Below are 20,173 nucleotides of genomic sequence, written 5' to 3'. Positions count from 1 at the left end.
ATGGAAAATAATCAGTATGAACTAGAATTTGAAAATCAAAGGTTAGAGCAAACTATATCTTTAGCGAAAAGCCAGCTTGATAAGGCAAGAGCGTGGAATGAAGAAAATAAGGCAGAGATTATTGCTGCTAAAAAGGAGATGCGTGAAAATACGTCACACACTATATCAGGCCTCTGGAGCAGCGAAGGATTTGAAGCGCTTGCTGCATTAAGCCAATATGTGAATCCGGTTATAAATAAGATCGCAGACTTTGAAGCTGCAGAAAGCAGAATTTCGCTTCTAGAGCAACTTACACAGTCTCCTTATTTTGCGCGCATCGATTTTAAATTTGAGGGTGAAGATGTACCGGAGAACATATATATCGGACGTTCTTCACTAATGGATGAAGATTCCTACGACATATATGTTTATGACTGGAGATCACCTATAGCAAGTGCCTTTTACCGTTTTGTATTGGGACCAGCATTTTATGAAGCGCCTAACGGAAAAATAGCAGGTGAGATGAGTCTAAAACGCCAATATGAAATCAAAAAAGGCGTATTGGAGTACTTTTTTGATGCAGACGTTCAAATTGTAGATGAGTTTTTAAGAAAATTGCTGTCTCAAAATACTTCTCCAACGATGAAAACCATCGTAGAAACAATACAGAAAGAACAAGACATTGTCATAAGAGATATGGAAAATGAGTTAATGATGGTGCAGGGCGTAGCAGGAAGCGGAAAAACTTCTATTGCCCTTCATAGAGCTGCCTACCTTATGTATCAAGGGTTGTCCTCTAGGCTAGCGGCTAATAATATAATCATTATCTCGCCGAATGCTTTATTTGAACAGTATATCTCTCACGTATTACCGGAACTTGGAGAAGAAAATGTTGTTTCTATGGTGTTTGAAGAAATACTAGCCCAAATACTGCAAAATGAGCATATACAAACTAGAAATCAATTTTTAGAACACTTAATTACAAGTCATGGCTACCGAGAGCTTATAAAAAGTAGCATAGAATTTAAAACCTCACATCAGTTTTTAGAAGTTGTGAGGCGTTTTGTGGATGATTTACCCCACAGGTGGATAGAGTTTGAAGATGTTTATTATGATGGGGAGCATATTATAAGTAAAGAAATATTAAAAGATAAAATATTATCAGGAAGAGCCAATACGCTTTTAGGTTTTAAATTAAAGCAATTAGAGGATTTTATCTTAGAGTTAATACGTGAGTCACACAACGAACGGCTTAATAAATCAGAAGAATTGATGATAAAAAAGGACATCCAGAAATTTACTGAAATTAACGTCTACCAGCTTTATAGAAAGTTAGTAAGTGATAAATTTTACTTTTATAGTTTAGCTGAAGATTTAGAGCTTCCCGATAATATGGACGCTATTTTAACTTTCACTCAGGAAAATCTATCTACAGATTTGCTATACTATGACGATGCTGTGGCTATCTCTTTTTTAACATTGAAGTTAAATGGAACTAATGACTATAAAAGCATCAAACAAGTTGTTATTGATGAAGCTCAGGATTATTACCCGCTACATTATGAAATATTCAATTTATTGTTTCCAAATGCCAAGTATACGATCTTGGGAGATATCAATCAAACGCTTGAAAAACAAGAAGACTTATCTCTGTACGAACAAATTAAGAGTATCTTAAATAAGAAAAAGTCATCTCTTATTACAATGAATAAAAGCTTTCGATGTACCCATGAAATTTTAGAATTTGGCTCAAAGTTTATTGAACAAGGCTTAGAAATAAAAAACTTCAGCCGAAAAGGTGATGAACCACAAGTCTATGTGGTTGCTAATCAAACAGCACTTGATGATAATATTCTTTCTGAAATTAAGCTATGTTTAGAAAAGGGCTATCATTCAATCGGACTTATCTGCAAAACTGAAAAGAATGCCTGTTCTCTTTTTGAGCGTTTAAAAGACAGAATCCCTATTCAGCTCATAACAGAAGAGAGCAAAGCCACACTGCAAGGGGTATTTATTATACCTGTCTATATGTCCAAAGGACTTGAGTTTGATGCTGTTTTAGTATGTGATGGGGATAGCGATCAGTATAACAGTCAAGACGATAAAAAACTTTTATACATTGCATGCACAAGGGCACTGCACAGACTCAATTTATTCAGCGCAGGAGATGTTAGTCCGTTGTTATCATTTTAAATCGTGTAGATATAGGATCTATTCAATTTATGAATGGCTAAAATAGGCCTGAATGAGTTTTTCACTCACAGATATTTAATAAACTCACCGTTAACAGTTAGAAGAGAAAAAAAGTCTGGTAAGCCTTATAAATAGGGCAATCCAGACTTTTATTTTTTTCGTATCTTTAAAGATTTTTTCTCTAATGGTTGTAGCCATTTTTCATTGGTTAACTGCCAAAGACCCAAGGAGTAAAAGTATCTTATGTAGAGTTCTCATTTTAGCACAATACTTTATATGCCAAATTAGAACTATATATTGATTTTATTTATGCTAAAATAAAGTGAATATGTGCTATGAAACCAATGTTTCAAAATAGAACATGAAGGAGTGACATAATGAGAACAAGGCTACAAGAGATATTCAGACGTTTAATGCCACAGAAAACCTACCAATTTGCATTTGTAGTCACAATGTTTATGTTAATTATTGTATTTATCCCTTTTTCTATAATCATATCGAGTATCTTTTCTTCATATGCCAAAACAACCATTAGTAAGAACACTATTAGTATCCTTGAAAAGCAATCTGAGAACACAAAAGAACTTCTTCAGACTATCACTAGGTATGGCTATAAAATATATGATGATCGAAACATAAATGATTGGCTGTATAAAAAAAATCAAGATGATTTAAGGAATACATTTCATACATGGCAAGCGCTAAGATCCTATGTATCTTTGGAACCTAGCATTGAAAGAGTCTTTTTAATCAATATGGCAACAGAAACTGTAATGGACAGTAGTTCAAGAATATATGATTTTAATGAATTTTATAACCAAGAAATCTTAGTAGATCTTCGAAATAAGGAGCGGGTTAAAACTGGTTTTTTTATTTCAAAGATTAACAGCGAGTTAAAATTAGCTATTATTACGCCATCAAGAACTATTTCCAGTAATTTTTTTGGATATACCGTTCTGATAATTGATGCTGAAACCATTAAAAAACGCTTTATTGAAGATGAACGAACTAGAATCGTCATATTAGATCAAAATAATGAAGTTTTGCTGGGGGAAAATAATCCTTTGATTTTAGAAGCTGTTTATAAGCATATTCCAGTGAAAAGTGAAACAGTACAAGTTAAGTTAAATAGCGAAAGCGTATCACTGAATTATTCTAGAATAGATGCATTCGATTGGACTGTTTGCCAGATAAGTATACAAGAAATGCAAACGGAAGTACTCTATATTCAGCTATGGATTATTGCTGTCTTAATTTTGTTTTTAATTATTCTTATTATAGTAACGTTTATAAGTTCAAGGCGTACCTATCTTCCATTTTCAAATCTTGCCCAAAAGATATCGCTCGTTGTTAAAGGCGATGTGAAAGCGACAAATAAAAGTGAGTTAGAGACTTTAAACGAAGGAGTTGAAAAGTTAATTGCGGACATTCATAAACTGGATAAGTTTGTATGGGAGCACCATGATGTGATTAGGACAGAAAATCTTCGGCAATGGATTTTGACAGGGCACATTAATTCCTATATGCAAAAATATTTAGAAGAAGAATCAGAAATATTAAATAAAGCTCAGATCTATTTCACTGTAATACGTATTGAGAATTATCCTTTAATAGAAGATGAGCCGATTTTTAAAACACAGAAGCTTTATAAATTTGCTGTTCAAAATATAATAGAAGAAATTTTGCGTAAAAAGGGCTATGATATTATTGCTACAGACTTAGGGGTTAATCATATTATTGGAATATTAGGCAGCGATAATCAAATAATACAAAATTTAATTGATACGCTGGATGAAGTGCGTGAAGTGATTGGACAATTATTAAATTGCCAAGTTGTTATAGGACTAAGTAATGAATGTAATATAGAAGATTCACTGCGTGAGATTTATGAAGATACACTAGAACTTACAAATCTTAAATTTGTTTTAGGACTGAATAAGGTTTATGTTCAAAAGGAATATGCAACATATCAAATTCTACATGAAGAATCATATGACGAGGATATTATGACTGAGCTTATTCAAACTATCCGTTTAGGGAGAACAGAACAAGCTAATAAACTACTCAAAAAGATTTTTATTCAGATGAAGAACATGCCTTATAATGAATGTCGTTTTCAGATTACTAGGCTCATCTATACTATTTCGAAGACATTTCATACCTTAGCTATTGTTAATGGGTTTGGAGATATTGGAAGTTTTATTGGACAGTTTAATTCTTTAACTGAAATAGAAAAATGGCTTAATGATTTGATTATAGAAATTAGTGCAAAAAACAACAACCGTCATAACGAGGGTCGACGTGAAGAAACATTTCTCCAAATTACAGAATACATCAATAGTCACCTTTCAGATCCTATGCTTTCCACTGATGAGATAGCAGAGCAAGTTTCATTTTCAACAGGTTATCTTCGTAAGTGGTTTAAAGAGTATAGCGGCGGTTCTATATCTGATTACATATTAAAACAAAGACTTGACTCTGTTAAGAAACTGCTGGAACAAACGGATTGGACTGTAATGGAGATAGCAGAACGTACAGGTTTTCAAACAAAAAGTCACTTTTTTACTGTTTTTAAAAAGCATACGGGGACCACTCCGAATGATTATAGAATTTCAAAAAGAACTCATGTTTAAAATGAAAACAGCTTATTATTACATGTGAGAACCTATATTTAAATCGAGAACTTTACACTAAAGCTCATAGAACCCTATAATCGAATTTGTAAATAACAGCGATAGGAGGGAAGAGAGTGGTAAATTTTCGAGGTATTATAGGTTTTTTTTCAGGCATAAAAATGGATATTAAAAAGAATCCTTATTTATATGCCCTAGGGATACCGGGTTTTTTGTTTTTTGCTTTCTTTTCCTATTTGCCCATGTTTGGTCATGTACTTGCCTTTAAGAAGTACAGATTGAGTGATGGGATATGGGGAAGTGAGTGGGTAGGCCTTGATAATTTCAAGTTTTTCTTCTCAGGGCATGATTGGATTAATGTCACCCGAAATACACTTTTATTGAATACACTTTTTTTATTTATGACCACTGTTATAGCTATACTCATTGCAGTATTCTTAAATGAAATCCGATCAGAGGTTTTCAAGAAACTAGCACAATCGGTTATTTTTTTGCCTTATTTTATTTCATGGATGGTTATTAGTTTAATGGTTTTTGCCTTGCTTAATTTTGATGCAGGTATTATTAATCGTACACTTGTTTCACTTGGAATGGATAAAGTTGAATGGTACCAAGATGCAAGTAAGTGGCCAGCCATCATGTCAATTGTTTATGTGTGGAAGTTTGCTGGATATAATTCAATTATTTACCTTGCAGCGATCACGGGTATTCCACAAGAGGTTTATGAGAGTGCAAAGGTCGATGGAGCGACTAGGTTTCAGATGATTACAGGAATTACACTTCCTATGCTTGCACCAACGGTTATTACATTAGTATTGCTAGGTATTGGACGCATATTTTTCGGAGATTTTGGGATGTTTTATGGAATTATTGGAGATAATCCAGCACTCTATAGCACAACTGATGTCATTGATACTTTTGCTTATCGTTCATTAAGACAATTAGGTAACTTTAGTATGTCATCTGCAATTGTCTTATATCAGTCTATGATGGGCCTTGTTACGATTTGTTTGTTTAACTTTATAGTTAAGAAAATAAATAAAGATTACAGTTTATTTTAGGAGGGACGAGAATGTCAAATCTAACATTAAACCAAAGAACTAAAATAAGGACATCTTCCTCAGATATGATATTAAAAGCTTTTATCTACATATCAATTATTATTGTGGCGTTGCTTTGTTTTATTCCTTTTTGGATTGTATTTATTAATTCTTTTGCGTCCGAGGGCGCTATTATGCAAAATGGTTTTACACTTATCCCATCTAAATTTAGTTTAGACGCCTATAAGTTTATTCTAAGAGGGGCTCAGGTATGGAGAAGCTATGGCATTACAATTTTTGTAACGGTAGTTGGCACTGCTCTTGCAGTGATGGTTTCTACTATGCTTGCGTATCTTATTGCCAGTCCAAAAGTAAAATATCGAAATGTGATTGGATTTATGACCTATTTCACAATGATTTTTGGCTCTGGCCTTGTAGGCTTTTATATTATGATTGCATCATGGCTTAACCTAAAAGATAATATTTTAGCCATGATTTTACCGTATGTTGTTAACCCGTTTTATGTTTTTATTTTAGTCAGCTTTTTTAGAGACTTACCACAAGAACTTTCAGAATCAGCTATGATTGATGGAGCTAATGATATGATTACCTTTTTTAAAATTGCACTTCCAGTTTCAAAACCAGTTATTGCAACAGTATCACTATTTTATGCATTAGTCTACTGGAATGACTGGTGGCTTGCTTTATTATTTATGGACGATTATAAAAAGCATCCATTACAGATGATGATTCGTAAACTTATGGCCAATGTAAACATGGCCCAGTATGTAGGCGGGGCAACAAATTATGGTTCTATAATCCCAACTATGGGAATTCAATTAGCTATTGTATGTATCACAATAGGACCTATTATTCTGCTCTATCCATTTGTCCAGAAATATTTTGTAAAGGGCATAATGATTGGATCAGTTAAAGGATAAACGTAGACTAAAACTAAAAATAATATTAGGAGGCAATGTATGAAAAGATTAATTAAAAAATTAATGGCAGCAGCAATGGTAACAGTAATGTCAACGAGCATGCTAACTGGTTGTGCAGGAAAAAAAACTGAGGATGCTTCAACTCTAGCCAAAACAAAGGAAATGACTGAGGCTGCTGGAAACAGCGTAGATATCAGCAAAGAAGAGATACTGAAAATATTTATACCAGGAGATCGTCCAGCTGCTTTTGATAAAGTAATAGCTGAAGCTGAAGCTAGAATGAAAGATACAGTAAATGTTAAGTTAGATGTTGTGTTTGTGCCTTGGTCAGATCTTCAGACAAAAGTAACACAAACATTAAACTCAGGCGAAAAATGTGACATCATTTTTGATGCCCCTTGGAACGGTATGAATACAAATGTAAGTACAGGTTACTATGAACCCATGGAAGATCTTCTTGCAAAATATGGCCAAAATATTTTAAAGACAACTCCAAATGAGATGTTTGAAGCCAATAAATTTGCAGGTAAAATTTATGGGATACCACTTGGAGTTCTGCAAAAACCAGCAGGAGCCTATTTAGTTCGTAAAGATATTCGTGAAGCTCTTGGCATTCCTGAAATTAAGAGTTACCAAGACTTAGAAAAAATGATGTATGCTGTAAAAGAAAAATATCCAAATATGATTCCATTTCTCCCACAGAATGCAGCAGGAAATGACCGAAGTGCGGCTATGATGAGGCTATATTTTGAAAATCCTAATCAAATCGAACGTACAGAAGCATTTGGAACAAGCCATGTACTTTATTTCAAAAATAACGATGGAAAGGTATATAACCTTTTTGAGGAAATGGATTCAGACATCTGGAGCTACATTGAAAATGCACGTAAGCTCTATAATGATGGGATTATTTACAGAGATATGTTAGCCGTTACAGATATTGCAACTGAAGCTAAAAAAGGCAACGTAGCTATCAGTGTTAAAGGTGATATAGGGGTTGATGCAGCGACTCAAACTGCACTTAAGTCAGTTAATGCCAATTATGAGTTTGAAACAGTTGATTTTTATAGTACAGGTCTAGGCGCATACACTTCAGACTTCAAGCAATGGAACTTTGTTTGTATTCCTAAAGTTAGTAAAAATAAGGAACGTGCTATGATGTTTTTAGATTGGGTTCGTGCAGATCAAGCAAACTATGATTTACTTGCCTATGGTTTTAAAGGCGAAACTTTCGATGCACCTGATGAAGACTCCTATTCATTTATAGGCACAGATTATACATGGTTCCCATATGCTTGGATTTGGAATCCTACTCAAGATAGAGTTTCGTCTGATCTAAATGAAAAAGATAAGGCAACTTACCAATACTTTAGTGATGCTAGCAATTTTATACCTAGTAAGTTACTTGGTTTTACTTTTAATGCTGAAAAGGTTACAAATGAAATTGCACAGTTTAATTCTATTGAAGCTAAGTACTATCCACTCATTATTAATGGTATTACTGATCCACAGCAAGAATGGGATAAATTTAAAGCAGAAGCTTCTGACGTTGTAAAAACTATCCAAACTGAGTATCAAGCACAAATTGACACATTTCTTGCTCAATAAAGTTTAAAATTTTGTATAAGAGCAGCTATAGATATCACAGCTGCTCTTTAATATAGGAGAAAATACATGCTAAGATATAATAAAAATCCAATTATTACTCCTGCACAGGTAAAGCCGTCTAGACCAGATTTTGAAGTTATCGGTGCATTTAATGCCAGTGCCATTAAGATGAATGAGGAAATCATTCTGCTTATAAGAGTGGCGGAACGCCCAGTACCTGACCAAGATAAATACCGAGTACCTCTATTTGATGTGAAGAGAGAACACATAACTTTTTTAGAGTTCGATAAGAATGACGAAGATTGTGATTTCTCAGATTCCAGATGGATTAGAACAAAAGAGAAGTCCTATATTACCTCCATTTCACATTTAAGAGTGGCAAGGAGCAAGGATGGACTCAACTTTGAGATTGAGGAAACACCAGCCATGGCAGCTGCTAATCAATATGAAACTTATGGTATTGAAGATCCAAGAACTGTTAGGATTGATGGAAGATACTATATTACATATAGTGCTATATCGGATATTGGCATCACAGACTGCTTGGCTGTAACAGAAGATTTTAAAACATTTCAAAGATTAGGCCTTGTTTTTCATCCAGATAATAAAGATGTAGTTATTTTCCCAGAAAAAATAGAGGGCAAATATTATGCACTTCATAGGCCTTCAACATCTGTATTTGGAAAACCGGATATTTGGATTGCTGAGTCACCAGATCTTTTATGTTGGGGGAACCATCGTCATTTGATGGGAACACGAGAGGGTTATTGGGATAATGGCAGAGTTGGGGCAAGCGCAACGCCATTTAAAGTGGATGGTGGCTGGTTAGAGATTTATCATGGGGCAACTAAAGACGACAGATATTGTCTTGGTGCACTCTTGCATCATGAAACACGTCCGTGGGAAATCATTGCACGAAGTAAAGAACCTATTCTAGAGCCTAAGGAAATTTATGAAACAGAAGGATTTCTTGGAGGGGTAGTATTTACTTGCGGAGTTATTCCTGATGAAGAAGATATTCATATTTATTATGGCGCAGCAGATACTTCCATCTGCTATGCAAAATCTTCTCTTGAAGAAATCATGGGTTCTTTAGAGTATTATGAAAAATAAAATATTTTGGATGAAGCAATAAAAGGAGCTGTTCACTCAATTTTAGTTATGATAGATGGTGGCGATGAGTTAACAGATGAATTTAATATCGATTTAATTAATACTCATTCCAAGAAATCGTTGAAAAACAATATTGCCATCGCTTTTCTTTGTGGGGGACTACCCCAGTATCGAATAATTACAATACCATTACTAATCAGTAAAAATGAACTTGACACTTAGCCGAGTTCATTTTTTCTTCTACGAAGCAGAAGCTAAAGCTGAAGATGCGATAGAAGATCAGGTTATTTTTGACGAAACTTATAGAATGGAAGAAATAGCTAACAGATACAAAATAGAATATGACGGTTGGGGTTGTGAAATAGTGAAGTAATAAAATCACTCAAGATTAGTTAAAAATGCTTCTTGTGATGTAAATCGATAAGCTTATTAGCAAAAGTTGATAGGAGGCGCTGGGCTGCTCCAATTATAAGATTGAATAATTCCCAGTACCCTATAAATCAACAATCTGTGTCTACAGTTATATTCTAGCCTATTGCTGTTCGGTAAAGCTCCACCATGCGATTGTTCCAATAAACCCTACTATTCCCGTAATAGCAAGTATGACGATGCTAACGATACCAAGATGAACATTTGAAATAAATAATGCCGGAATTGTCCAAGGAAAGTAAGCGGCAAGGCCAGCCTGTGCCACGACATTGGAAATGACCACAATAAGGAATGCAAGTCCAATAGGAGCTAAATATCCCTTGCTGACATTTGCTAGTAGAGCACTTATTGTACTAACAACCATCGTTAGCAGTGATGCTGCCATAAAAGTAAGAAAGCTATTCGTTATAAGCAACCATGTCCCACCATTAAGTCCAATCAAAATGCCCATAATGCATACAACAGCGAACATGAAAAAGACCAACAATACATCCCAAAGAAAAATTACGATGAACTTTGAAAGTGCCACATAAAGTTTAGATACTGGTTTCACTAGCAATTCACTGATCGTTTTATCTGTATACTCCCGTCCGAAAACCCAACATGCGGTAAAAGAGAATCCAATCACCAAAAGAGCAGTGTTTGTACCAAGTAAATCTGTTAAATAAGGCTCCCATCCGGCATCTACAGCATTGATATATGTGACTAAACCGAGCATAATTGGCATAGTGGCAAATGCGACAATAACAATCCAAAAAACACTTGAACGCAAGACCTTAAGAACTTCACAATGTATAAATGATAATATTTTCATTCCTGTATCCTCCTTGTACTTTGAATGATCCGCAAGAAATAACTTTCCAAATCTTCGGTAACGATATTTAGTTGTGTTGGGGGCTGTCCAAAGCGAACCAGCAATTCAGCTAATCTTTCAGGTTTTTCAATTGTGGAGCCTGCTGAAAGCAACAAGCGACCATCTATGTTTTCCTTAAAGCTATATCCCTGTTCTGCGAGTATATGTTTCATTGCATTTTTATTGCGGCCATCCAAAACCATGTGTTTTTGTAAAGACTGCTCTAGATGTGTCATTTTGATTTCCTGAATTAACCGTCCTTCATGGATGATGCCAATCCGATCAACCAGTTTGGAAAGTTCTTCTAGTTGATGACTGGATATAAAAACAGTAACTCCAAAATTTTTGGATAAATCAAAAAGCATTTCCCGAATTTCCACGACACCAGCGGGATCGAGGCCGTTGATAGGTTCATCCAAAATTAAAATTTTCGGACTATGAATCATTGCTTTAGCTAACCCTAGCCGTTGTTTGTTTCCCAAAGAAAGATTTTTTGCTTTTTTTATTTTTATGAGCCTCTAAACCGAGTTTTTGTATCACTTTGGTAATGGATTGGCGGTCAGATATCATTTGCATTCTGCGAGCAATGTCTAAATTTTCTATTACAGTAAGTCCTGGATAATAAGTGACTTCCTCCAAATATCCAACTTGCTCCCACAGCTTGTGACTTGCTGAGCCAACTTTATTTCCCAGCATATAGATACTACCGGACGAGGGGGTTAGTAAGGACAGCATCATTTTAATTGTGGTTGATTTGCCTGCACCATTCAGACCAAGAAATCCGAATATTTCGCCACTATTTACCTCAAGTGAAAGGTCGCTAACGGCATGATAATCACCAAAATTTTTTGTGAGACTATCTAGCTGTATTGCAGCGCAGCAGTCACTATTTAATTTTTCCATTTCATACACTCCTTTTGTGAATTTTTTTACGTTTTTATTGAAATTAACGCTATAGTGAACTTTAATTTTAAAACATCAACTGAGCATCAATTTTTACTTAAAATTCAGTTGATGTTCAGTTTACTTTGTAGGTGATATAATACGTATAATGGAGGTGACCTACAGTGTTTGATATTTTAATTGTCGAAGATGATATAAATACACAAAAACTAATGTGCGCTGTTCTAAAGCGCGGTGGATATAGCCCATATACTGCAAAAGATGGCCTTGAGGCACTTGACAGGATGGAAAAACGGCGATTTGATTTGATTGTATTGGATTTGATGATGCCTCGTATGGATGGTTATAAATTTTGTGAGCAATTACGTGGTGTGGGAGAAAACATTCCAATACTGATGGTAACAGCCAATCAGGAGACGAAAGATAAGCATAAGGGTTTTCTCGCAGGAACTGATGATTATATGACGAAACCTTTTGATGAACAAGAAATGCTATTTCGAGTAAAGGCGCTTTTACGTCGAGCACAAATTGCCAGCGAACACAGAGTTGTCATGGGTGAAACCACAGCGGATTACAAAACTCTTACTGTTTCATGGAAAAGTGAACAACATGCTTTGCCAAAGAAAGAATTTCAACTTCTTTTTAAGCTTATGAGTTATCCCAATATGATTTTCACCCGCAATCAACTAATGGATGAATTTTGGGGATTGGAGACTGAGACAGACGAGCATACCTTGAATGTTCATATAAACAGATTGCGGGATAAATTGAGAGATAACCCCGATTTTGAAATTGTTACTGTGCGTGGCTTGGGGTATAAAATTGTGAGGTGCGTATGAAGCAAATAAAAAAGAGACTCCCACCGAAAATTAGTCTTGCGGTTTCCTTGGTGACCCTGGTTTTTATCGTTATGCTCTTGGCCATTTTATCAGCGGGCTTGATTGCTTATTTGCTAATCAAATTAGGAATCATGGACTTAGAAGGTACCTCAAGTCCAATCCGAGCAATCTCCATAATGGTATATATCAGTATTTTTTTGGGAGTGGTGATAGCAACATTATTAAGTCAGCGCTCTGTTAAGCCAATCCGAGACATGATAAAAGCCACCGAAAAGGTATCTCAGGGTAATTTCTCGGTTAGGGTAAACGGCAGTTTTGTCTTTGAATTGGATGCCCTTGCCGGGAGCTTTAATAAGATGGTGAAGGAGTTAAAAGGTATCGAAACCCTGCGCAGCGACTTTGTGAGAAACTTCTCCCATGAGTTCAAAACCCCCATTACATCGATAAGTGGATTCGCCAAACTATTGCAGGTGGGTGATATTAGCGACGAGGAAAAGCAGGAATATCTGAATATAATCGTGCAGGAATCAGAGCGGCTTGTTCATCTTTCCACGAACATTCTTAACCTTTCGAAAATAGAAAGTACAGAGATTATTAGCGAAAAAACGATCTATTGTTTAGATGAACAAATTAGACTTGCGATTGTAATGTTAGAACCAAAGTGGAGCGATAAAAATCTTCACGTTGACATTAGACTTGAAGATGGAATTGAAATACTTGGTGAAAAAAATCTAATCCATCAGATTTGGGTTAATCTTCTTGACAATGCCATTAAGTACACGAACACGGGTGGAGTGATAAAAGTAGGCCTATGGCGGAGCGGACAAAAGGCAATCTTTCGGCTTGAAGATAGCGGATGCGGAATGAATGATGAAACCATACGTCATATATTTGATAAATTCTTTCAAGGAGACACATCCCACTCATTAACTGGAAATGGATTGGGTTTGACTTTAGTCAAGAAAATTACACAACTATGTGAAGGAACAATTGAAGTACAAAGCGAGCTTGGGAAAGGGAGTGTTTTCATTGTAAAATTGCCATTAGGCTCGGATGCTAAGACAGTATAAATCATTAATATTAAAGTATAATAAGAAGACTATTAGAGCAGAACTAAGGTACTGGGTTAAGGGAATACTAGGATTTACAGCCTAAAATTGTAGGTATTTGTTATATAGCTTTTTCAGGGTGCGTAATAGGCGGGCCCTTAATCTACAGATTTAAAAAGGATGAGTTCAAGGAAAGTAAGGACCACTATGAATAGAAGATGTGATAAGCATAAATATATTTATAAAATACTAAATTAAGCCTACTTGTTTAAAATCAAGCAGGCTTAATTTGTCTTACATTCCATCTTACCAGCAGTGTGGCGCCGAAGCTTAGGAGGGCGGCGGCGAGTATTACAGTCCAGAGGTGGGACCCAAAAGCCTCCAGCAGTTGGCCAAAGATAGCTTGCCCAAGAGGGATGCAACAGGTCGCAAAGGCTGTGGCGAAAGCACTGATCTTGCCCAGCATATGAGAAGGGGAGGCCTGCTGGATATAGGTCATACTAATGACATTGGCCATCCCCAGCGCCAGCATAATAGACATACCGCCAAAGGTAAAAAGACCGAGGCTGGCCCATCTAAAGACCTCTTGATCTAGCGGGAGCATCACAGAAAGTGACATCACTACTAGAGATAAACACGCAGGAAAAAGTATGTAATAAATCCGCTCGATCCCCACCAGCCTTGGGCGCAGGCTGATAATGAGTCCGCCGAGGATCATCCCCAGGGCAATGACGCCTTCTGCCATACCATAAGTCTGGGCCGGCATGTTTAAAATGACCTTAATAATATATGGGGAGCCTATAGAAAAGATAGGTACTAAAAACAAATTGTATAAACCAGAGGTTATAATCATTCTAAAGACAATGGGGTTATCCTCTTTAAGATAACAATAGCCGGCTTTCATTTCTTCGTAAATCATACGAGGTACTGAAACCTTCTCGGCCTTGGGTGCTAGCGGAGTATGGGGGATATCAAGAAACAGCTCCAAGATGGCCGAAAGGAAGAAGCTTAAGGCATTTATAATAATAACGGCCTTGATGCCCCATAGGCTATAGCATATGCCAGCTAGGATAGGACCTAGGAAGTTAGACAAAGAGGCTACCTGCTGGACAATGCCGTTAGCCTGCAGCAAGCTGCTTTCTGGCACAATCTGAGGGATACTTGCTGTAACAGCAGGGGCATAGAGTGTATAAAAGACAGACAAGAGCAGCATGACGCCGGCGACTATATTGTAATGGTCACGCCCGCTAAACAAGATAACGGCATAAACGCATAAAAGCGCACTGCTTAAAAAGTCCAGTACCACCATAATGTGTTTGCGGCTTATACGGTCTGCAAGCACACCAGCAATAGGGGCGCAGACGATATAAGGCAGCATCGACAGTGCTAAAATACCAGAAAAAATACGGGCTGATCCTGTAACGTCCAATAAGTAAAGTGACAGGCTGAAACGTTGAATAGAGCTGCCGAATAACGAGATAATCTGTCCAATTACCAATATAATATAATTTTTATTTTTCATAATATATTCTCATCCTAAGCTAGAATGGCAGAAGGCTTAGCGCGCTAATGCACAATCGGTACATATTGGATAGGTACCGGTTGCATCTAACTGCAGCTTGGCTTCAATGCCATATAAAATTTTTAAGTTTTCCTTGTTAATTACGTCTATTGGGGCACCTTCAAAGACTACTTCACCCTTTTTCATCCCAATCAAATGGTCTGCAAACTTGGTGGCATTATTAAGTTCATGAAGCACCATCACAATGGTTCGGTTCTGTGTGCGGTTGAGCTCCTTTAAAAGTTCAAGAATCTCCAGCTGGTGAGAGATATCCAGATAAGTAGTGGGTTCATCGAGCACAAGTATCTCAGTTTCTTGAGCAAGCGCCATGGCAATCCACGCTCTTTGTCTTTGTCCGCCAGAAAGCGCCTGTACAGGACGGTCGCAAAACTCATAGATACCTGTCGCCTGCATGGCCCAGTTGACCATTTCGATATCGTGGGCCTTTAGGCCACCCATAGGGCTTTGGTAGGGGAAGCGTCCATAGGACACAAGTTCCTTTACCAAAAGGCCTTCGGGTACAACAGGGCTTTGGGGAAGCACAGCCATCATCTTGGCGATTTCTTTGGAGGCGTGCTTTTTAATGGCGGCACCATTGATGCGGACCTCGCCGTGCTTTGGCGTTAAGATGCGCGCAATAGACTTTAAAAGAGTCGATTTGCCGCAACCATTGCCCCCAATAATCATAGTGACTTTGCCTTTTGGTATTTTTAAATTCATATTATTAATAATGAGCAGATCTTCATAAGCGACCTGTAGATTACTTACTTCAATGCTCGGATTCTGCATGCTATCACCTTTCTTTCTAGAGGCTATTTTTCTTTTATCATTAAATAAATAAAATAAGGTACGCCAATGGCCGCGATCGTAATACCCACAGGGATCTCAAGGGGTGCAAAGAGATTTCTTGAGACGGTGTCTGCCAAAATAATAATAATACCATTTATGAGTGCGGCAAGAGGAATCTGTCTGCAGTGCACAGGGCCTATGAGACGTTTGGCGATGTGGGGACCTAATAGGCCTAAAAAGGCAATGTTACCGGCAACAGCTGTGGCCGCAGCTGCAAGGCCTACTGCCAAAAAGAGCAGAATACGCCGTTCCTGTTCCACACGTACTCCCAGACCGACGGCCAGCTCATCACCGAGGTCCATAGCATCCAGTACTTTAGACTTGTAAAGGGTAAGTCCCATAAAGAGAACCACAATAGGGGCACTGATCATAAAAAACTGCCAGCTGCTGCCCCATAAGCTGCCACTGATCCAAGTCAGTGCTTTGTTAAAGTCTCCTTTAGACATATTTAGTTGATACATTGTAATAAGGGCATTAATCCCGGCGTTTACGCCGATCCCTATTAAAATCAGGCGGGTGGGGTTGATCCCTTTTTTATAGCTTAGGCCATAAATGAGAAGGGTAGCAAAAAGCGCACCTACAATAGCAGCAAAGGGCATCAAAAGTACGGTGCCAAGACCTAACGTATCGTAATAATTACTGCTTTTAGAAGCAATAAGCAGGACAACCCCTAAGGCAGAGCCTGCATTCATACCAATAATCCCAGGCTCGGCCAGCTGATTTTTGGTGATGCTTTGTAGGATGCATCCGGAAGTGGACAGGGCAGCACCTACAAAGGCAGCCGTAAGAATGCGCGGTAGCCTTAAGCCAAAAATGACCATATGCTGCATCTTTGTGCCTTGTCCTAAAAAGGTTTGGAGCATTTCACTCAAGCTCAGTTTATAAGTACCCGTCATAAGGCTTATTAAAAAAGCACCTAGTAACAGTAAAAAAGCACCAAAAACGAATATAAGTGTCTTATTTTTAACCCTCATCAACTATTCCCCCTTCTTACAAGCCATAGAAAAAAGGGCACGCCAATTAACGATGTAAAGAGGCCCACAGGGGTTTCATAAGGCTGACTCACTAATCTGGCCGCAACATCTGCCCAGATAAGAAGTACAGAACCTGCAGCAAAAGAAAACGGCAGTATATAACGGTAGTCATAGCCTAGAAGCCGGCGTATGATATGGGGAACGATTAAGCCGACAAATGCAATATTGCCTGCTACCGCTACGCTGACCCCGCAGAGGGGGATTAAAAGCAGCAGGGCATAAAAACGTACTTTATGAGGATTTTCTCCAAGGCCGACCGCTACATCCTCTCCTAAGCTTACGATATTAATACGCTGCGATAAGCACAGCGCCATGAGGGTACAGATCCCGCCTACCCCCAGAAGCAGCCAGACACTCTGCCAGGAGGCGGTTCTAAACCCACCCCCTACCCAAAAGGCAAGCTCCTGAGCTTTATTAAACAACAAGGCAACAATAGATGCCATCGATAAAAAGAATGTACTTAGGGCGGTTCCAGCCAGAAGCAGGCGGGATAAGTTCATATTACGAGCATTCTGCATACTGAAGATGAGTACTAAAACACCACTTACTGTCGCACCGATAAGGGCAGCGAAGGTATTGCCAAAAAGGCCGTATAAGCCTGGAGTAACAGAGGTGATGGCAACGGCTAGGGTGGCACCTTGAGTGATGCCCATCATAGAAGGCTCCGCAACTGGGTTTCTTGTAACACCCTGCATCATAGCACCAGAGATACCAAGAAAACCGCCTATTAAGGCGGTGCATAATGCTCTTGGCAGTCTGCCATCACGAACAAGCTGCATCTCTAATACTTCTTCATAATGAAAAATACTGTCCCATACAGTTTTTAAAGGAATAAGCTTTGCACCAAAGGAGATAGCAATAATAAGGCCAATACCTCCTAGAAGGCAGCAGAGTATCGCAGTGGCAGTTGCTTTTTTAAACATAGGTTATTTCATCAACCCTTCTATTTCATCTAAAAACAATAAGCGGCCAATAGGGCTGTAGCCTTGGTTAAAATAAGGACTGGCCGGAAGTGTTACATAGCTGTCACTTTTAACTGCTCTCATATTCTGCCACATTTTGTTTGCTTCAAGTTGTGCTAGGTCTTCTTCGGTACCCACTGCAAAGATATAATCAGCATCTATTGCTGCAAGACCTTCATAGCTGACTACTGGCAGACTTACATTTTCCTGAGCTGGCATACCTTCAGGTTTTTTAAGTCCCATATCGGTATAAAGTATGCTTCCCATACCGGCACCGTCAAAAATATAGATTTGACCGCCGCTAGCTAAAAAGGCAAGGTAAGTTGTATCTTCGCCGTGAGCGGCTTTCATACGATCGCCAGTTTCTGCAGCTTTTGCCTTATAAGTACTTAGCCATGCATCTGCTTTATCTGATTGATCCATCACAGCAGCCACATTCTTGAGATCCTCAGTCCAGTCAATCTGTGCCATTTGAAGCATCACGGTTGGAGCAATCTGAGACAATTGATCATACATTTTTTCTTGGTAATTAGAGATGATAATAAGATCAGGCTCTAAGGCAATAACCCCTTCAAGGTCCATGGTGTCTTGGAAGCTGTAACCTAAAATAGCGGCGTCTTTTAAAGTATCTTCGAGATAAGCCGGAAGCTTTGTATAGTCATAAGCATCTGAGTTAGCTGTCCCAATTACGCTATAGCCAAGAATAGAGAGGGTATCGCTCGTGCCGCTGATATCCACAATGCGTTGTGGAGTTAGAGGGATTTCTACTTCGCCTCTGGCATCTGTTATAATGCGGGTAGTACTATTTGTTTCGGTTGCTGGCTGTATCGCCGCAGTGTCAGGTGATGGTGTAGCCACTTTATCTTTGGTATTTCCTACGCAGCCTGCTAAAGAAAGCATTAAAACGCCTCCAAGAGCAAGTGTATTTAAATAGTGTTTAATTTTTTTCATAAGGATTTCCTTTCGACATTTATTTACAACTAAATTGTAAATGATAGTCAATCTCATTGCAATGAAATCATCTAATATGATTATTTGTGCACCGAATAAGATAAATTATGCATTGCTTTTTAGGTTATAGAATTTTATAATTAAAAGCACCAGACTAGTGTGAGGAGGGACAATATGGTTGTTACATCAAGTGAAGCATTTTATGAGGCTTTTTTTAATGCACTATCTTTTACACCCATTTTTAGGGATAACTTTATCCTCTATCATAATGACAAAAGGCCAGAGCTAGGTTATATTGTGCGTTATACTAAAGCACGGCATTATGATATCTTCCTTGGTAACTATACGATTCCCGAAGATTTTGGGATTACATTTAATATTCCATCCACCCACATGCGCTTTGGTACGGTATATTTGGGAGAGACTAAGTTTCGCCTCGCTAATGAAGCTGTTTCTTCTTTTAAACCTTCCTCGTTTTTCGTAGTAGAAAATCATCCAAAAGGCAGACAGGTCTGGTATAAAGGTCAGCATTTTCATGGTACTGAAGTCACCATCTATGCGCCTTATTTTAAAGAAATGATACAGCCTGAATATGGGGAGAAGGCAATTACACCCTATGAATTCCCTTTTAACATTACCCATCGCTACCTTCCTCTAGAACTTGTTAAGGTACTTCATCAGATAGAACGATTAGCTTCATCACCAGCTTTAAATGCCCTCTATATTGACAGCAAAATATTAGAATGCCTTGCAGTCATAACAGCAGAGTTTCGTGATGCTTCACAAAATGCTTTTACCAATCAATATGCTCTAGGGGCTATCAGTTTAGGGAAAAATCGTAAAATTAATTTATCCCACGATGATGTACGGGCCATAAGAAAAGCTTATGAAATCATGACCGAACGTGCTTGTGATCCGCCAACTATTGAGCACTTAAGTGAACTCGTCAATCTTAATCCTCAGAAGCTAAAGGGAGGATTTGCAGCGATGTACCACAGCACCATATGGGAGTATGCTAATAGTATTCGCATGTCTATCGCTGCCAACCTATTATCTACGACGGATAGAAGTATTGAGGAGATCGCCCATCATATTGGTTACGCGCGTTGTGCTAATTTTACCAATATGTTTAATCGCACCTATCAGATGAGTCCCAGCGCCTTTCGTAGGGCTAAAAGATAGGGGTTTTCTTATAAATATTATGGAAGAAAAAGCTATCCCTCTAAATTTTAGAGA

Annotated in this window: 18 protein-coding genes and 1 pseudogene; 11 read left to right on the top strand and 8 right to left on the bottom strand. The window is 37.9% G+C overall.

The genetic code is table 11. The features are described 5' to 3' along the window. The 8 genes from BN3326_RS07690 (at position 1) to BN3326_RS21185 (ending at position 9,880) form a co-directional block, all read left to right on the top strand. Positions 1-2,172, top strand: a complete 2,172-nt coding sequence (locus BN3326_RS07690) for a HelD family protein (RefSeq protein ID WP_069998607.1) — start codon at positions 1-3, stop codon at positions 2,170-2,172. Between the two features lie 377 nt (positions 2,173-2,549). Further along, positions 2,550-4,805: a helix-turn-helix transcriptional regulator gene (locus tag BN3326_RS07685; RefSeq protein ID WP_069998606.1), complete on the top strand. Its 2,256-nt coding sequence runs from the start codon at positions 2,550-2,552 to the stop codon at positions 4,803-4,805. 116 nt (positions 4,806-4,921) lie between these two features. Then, positions 4,922-5,866, top strand: a complete 945-nt coding sequence (locus tag BN3326_RS07680) for an ABC transporter permease (protein WP_242875965.1) — start codon at positions 4,922-4,924, stop codon at positions 5,864-5,866. Between the two features lie 11 nt (positions 5,867-5,877). Then, a complete protein-coding gene (locus BN3326_RS07675) occupies positions 5,878-6,786 on the top strand; it encodes a carbohydrate ABC transporter permease (protein ID WP_207646323.1) in 909 nt (302 codons plus the stop codon). Between the two features lie 39 nt (positions 6,787-6,825). After that, positions 6,826-8,394: an extracellular solute-binding protein gene (locus BN3326_RS07670; RefSeq protein WP_069998605.1), complete on the top strand. Its 1,569-nt coding sequence runs from the start codon at positions 6,826-6,828 to the stop codon at positions 8,392-8,394. Between the two features lie 66 nt (positions 8,395-8,460). Beyond that, entirely contained in the window at positions 8,461-9,507 is a 1,047-nt protein-coding gene (locus BN3326_RS07665) for a glycoside hydrolase family 130 protein (protein WP_069998604.1), read from the top strand. A 6-nt stretch (positions 9,508-9,513) separates the two neighbouring features. Then, the gene (locus tag BN3326_RS22215) at positions 9,514-9,729 is read left to right on the top strand and encodes a hypothetical protein (RefSeq protein WP_141722880.1); all 216 of its coding nucleotides are present in this window, start codon (positions 9,514-9,516) and stop codon (positions 9,727-9,729) included. After that, positions 9,713-9,880, top strand: a complete 168-nt coding sequence (locus BN3326_RS21185) for a ribonuclease E inhibitor RraB (protein WP_083258590.1) — start codon at positions 9,713-9,715, stop codon at positions 9,878-9,880. The genes BN3326_RS22215 and BN3326_RS21185 overlap by 17 nt, the downstream gene beginning before the upstream one ends. 159 nt (positions 9,881-10,039) lie before the next feature. On the opposite strand, the gene BN3326_RS07660 is transcribed toward BN3326_RS21185, so the two are convergent. The 3 genes and pseudogenes from BN3326_RS07660 to BN3326_RS22870 form a co-directional block, all read right to left on the bottom strand. Then, positions 10,040-10,750, bottom strand: a complete 711-nt coding sequence (locus BN3326_RS07660) for an ABC transporter permease (RefSeq protein ID WP_069998603.1) — start codon at positions 10,748-10,750, stop codon at positions 10,040-10,042. Then, positions 10,747-11,235 (bottom strand): hypothetical protein, encoded by a 489-nt coding sequence (locus BN3326_RS22875; RefSeq protein WP_442857203.1) that lies wholly within the window; start codon positions 11,233-11,235, stop codon positions 10,747-10,749. The genes BN3326_RS07660 and BN3326_RS22875 overlap by 4 nt, the downstream gene beginning before the upstream one ends. A 15-nt stretch (positions 11,236-11,250) precedes the next feature. After that, positions 11,251-11,692: pseudogene (locus BN3326_RS22870) on the bottom strand (ATP-binding cassette domain-containing protein); the annotation flags it as partial. A gap of 164 nt (positions 11,693-11,856) precedes the next feature. Here BN3326_RS22870 and BN3326_RS07650 point away from each other — a divergent pair. Continuing rightward, positions 11,857-12,531: a response regulator transcription factor gene (locus tag BN3326_RS07650; protein ID WP_069998602.1), complete on the top strand. Its 675-nt coding sequence runs from the start codon at positions 11,857-11,859 to the stop codon at positions 12,529-12,531. Further along, on the top strand, positions 12,528-13,601 hold the full coding sequence (locus BN3326_RS07645) for a sensor histidine kinase (protein WP_069998601.1): 1,074 nt from the start codon (positions 12,528-12,530) through the stop codon (positions 13,599-13,601). The genes BN3326_RS07650 and BN3326_RS07645 overlap by 4 nt, the downstream gene beginning before the upstream one ends. 253 nt (positions 13,602-13,854) lie before the next feature. Here BN3326_RS07645 and BN3326_RS07640 read toward each other — a convergent pair whose 3' ends face one another. Genes BN3326_RS07640 through BN3326_RS07620 form a run of 5 tightly spaced genes read right to left on the bottom strand, consistent with a single transcriptional unit; the run spans position 13,855 to position 18,937 of the window. Then, a complete protein-coding gene (locus BN3326_RS07640) occupies positions 13,855-15,102 on the bottom strand; it encodes an MFS transporter (protein ID WP_069998600.1) in 1,248 nt (415 codons plus the stop codon). Between the two features lie 36 nt (positions 15,103-15,138). Next, positions 15,139-15,930, bottom strand: coding sequence for an ABC transporter ATP-binding protein (locus BN3326_RS07635; RefSeq protein ID WP_069998599.1), 792 nt, complete (start codon positions 15,928-15,930; stop codon positions 15,139-15,141). A gap of 23 nt (positions 15,931-15,953) precedes the next feature. Further along, positions 15,954-16,964 (bottom strand): FecCD family ABC transporter permease, encoded by a 1,011-nt coding sequence (locus BN3326_RS07630; protein WP_069998598.1) that lies wholly within the window; start codon positions 16,962-16,964, stop codon positions 15,954-15,956. Further along, complete coding sequence (locus tag BN3326_RS07625; RefSeq protein WP_069998597.1) at positions 16,964-17,947, bottom strand: FecCD family ABC transporter permease; 984 nt, start codon at positions 17,945-17,947, stop codon at positions 16,964-16,966. The genes BN3326_RS07630 and BN3326_RS07625 overlap by 1 nt, the downstream gene beginning before the upstream one ends. Before the next feature lie 3 nt (positions 17,948-17,950). Next, a complete protein-coding gene (locus BN3326_RS07620; protein ID WP_069998596.1) occupies positions 17,951-18,937 on the bottom strand; it encodes an ABC transporter substrate-binding protein in 987 nt (328 codons plus the stop codon). 174 nt (positions 18,938-19,111) lie between these two features. Between BN3326_RS07620 and BN3326_RS07615 the strand changes: the two genes are divergently transcribed. Beyond that, on the top strand, positions 19,112-20,119 hold the full coding sequence (locus tag BN3326_RS07615) for a helix-turn-helix domain-containing protein (RefSeq protein ID WP_069998595.1): 1,008 nt from the start codon (positions 19,112-19,114) through the stop codon (positions 20,117-20,119). Positions 20,120-20,173: the final 54 nt, after the last annotated feature.

This window comes from Cellulosilyticum sp. I15G10I2 (genome assembly GCF_900095725.1).
Lineage (GTDB): Bacteria > Bacillota > Clostridia > Lachnospirales > Cellulosilyticaceae > FMMP01.
This window is presented reverse-complemented; position numbering and strand designations above follow the sequence as displayed.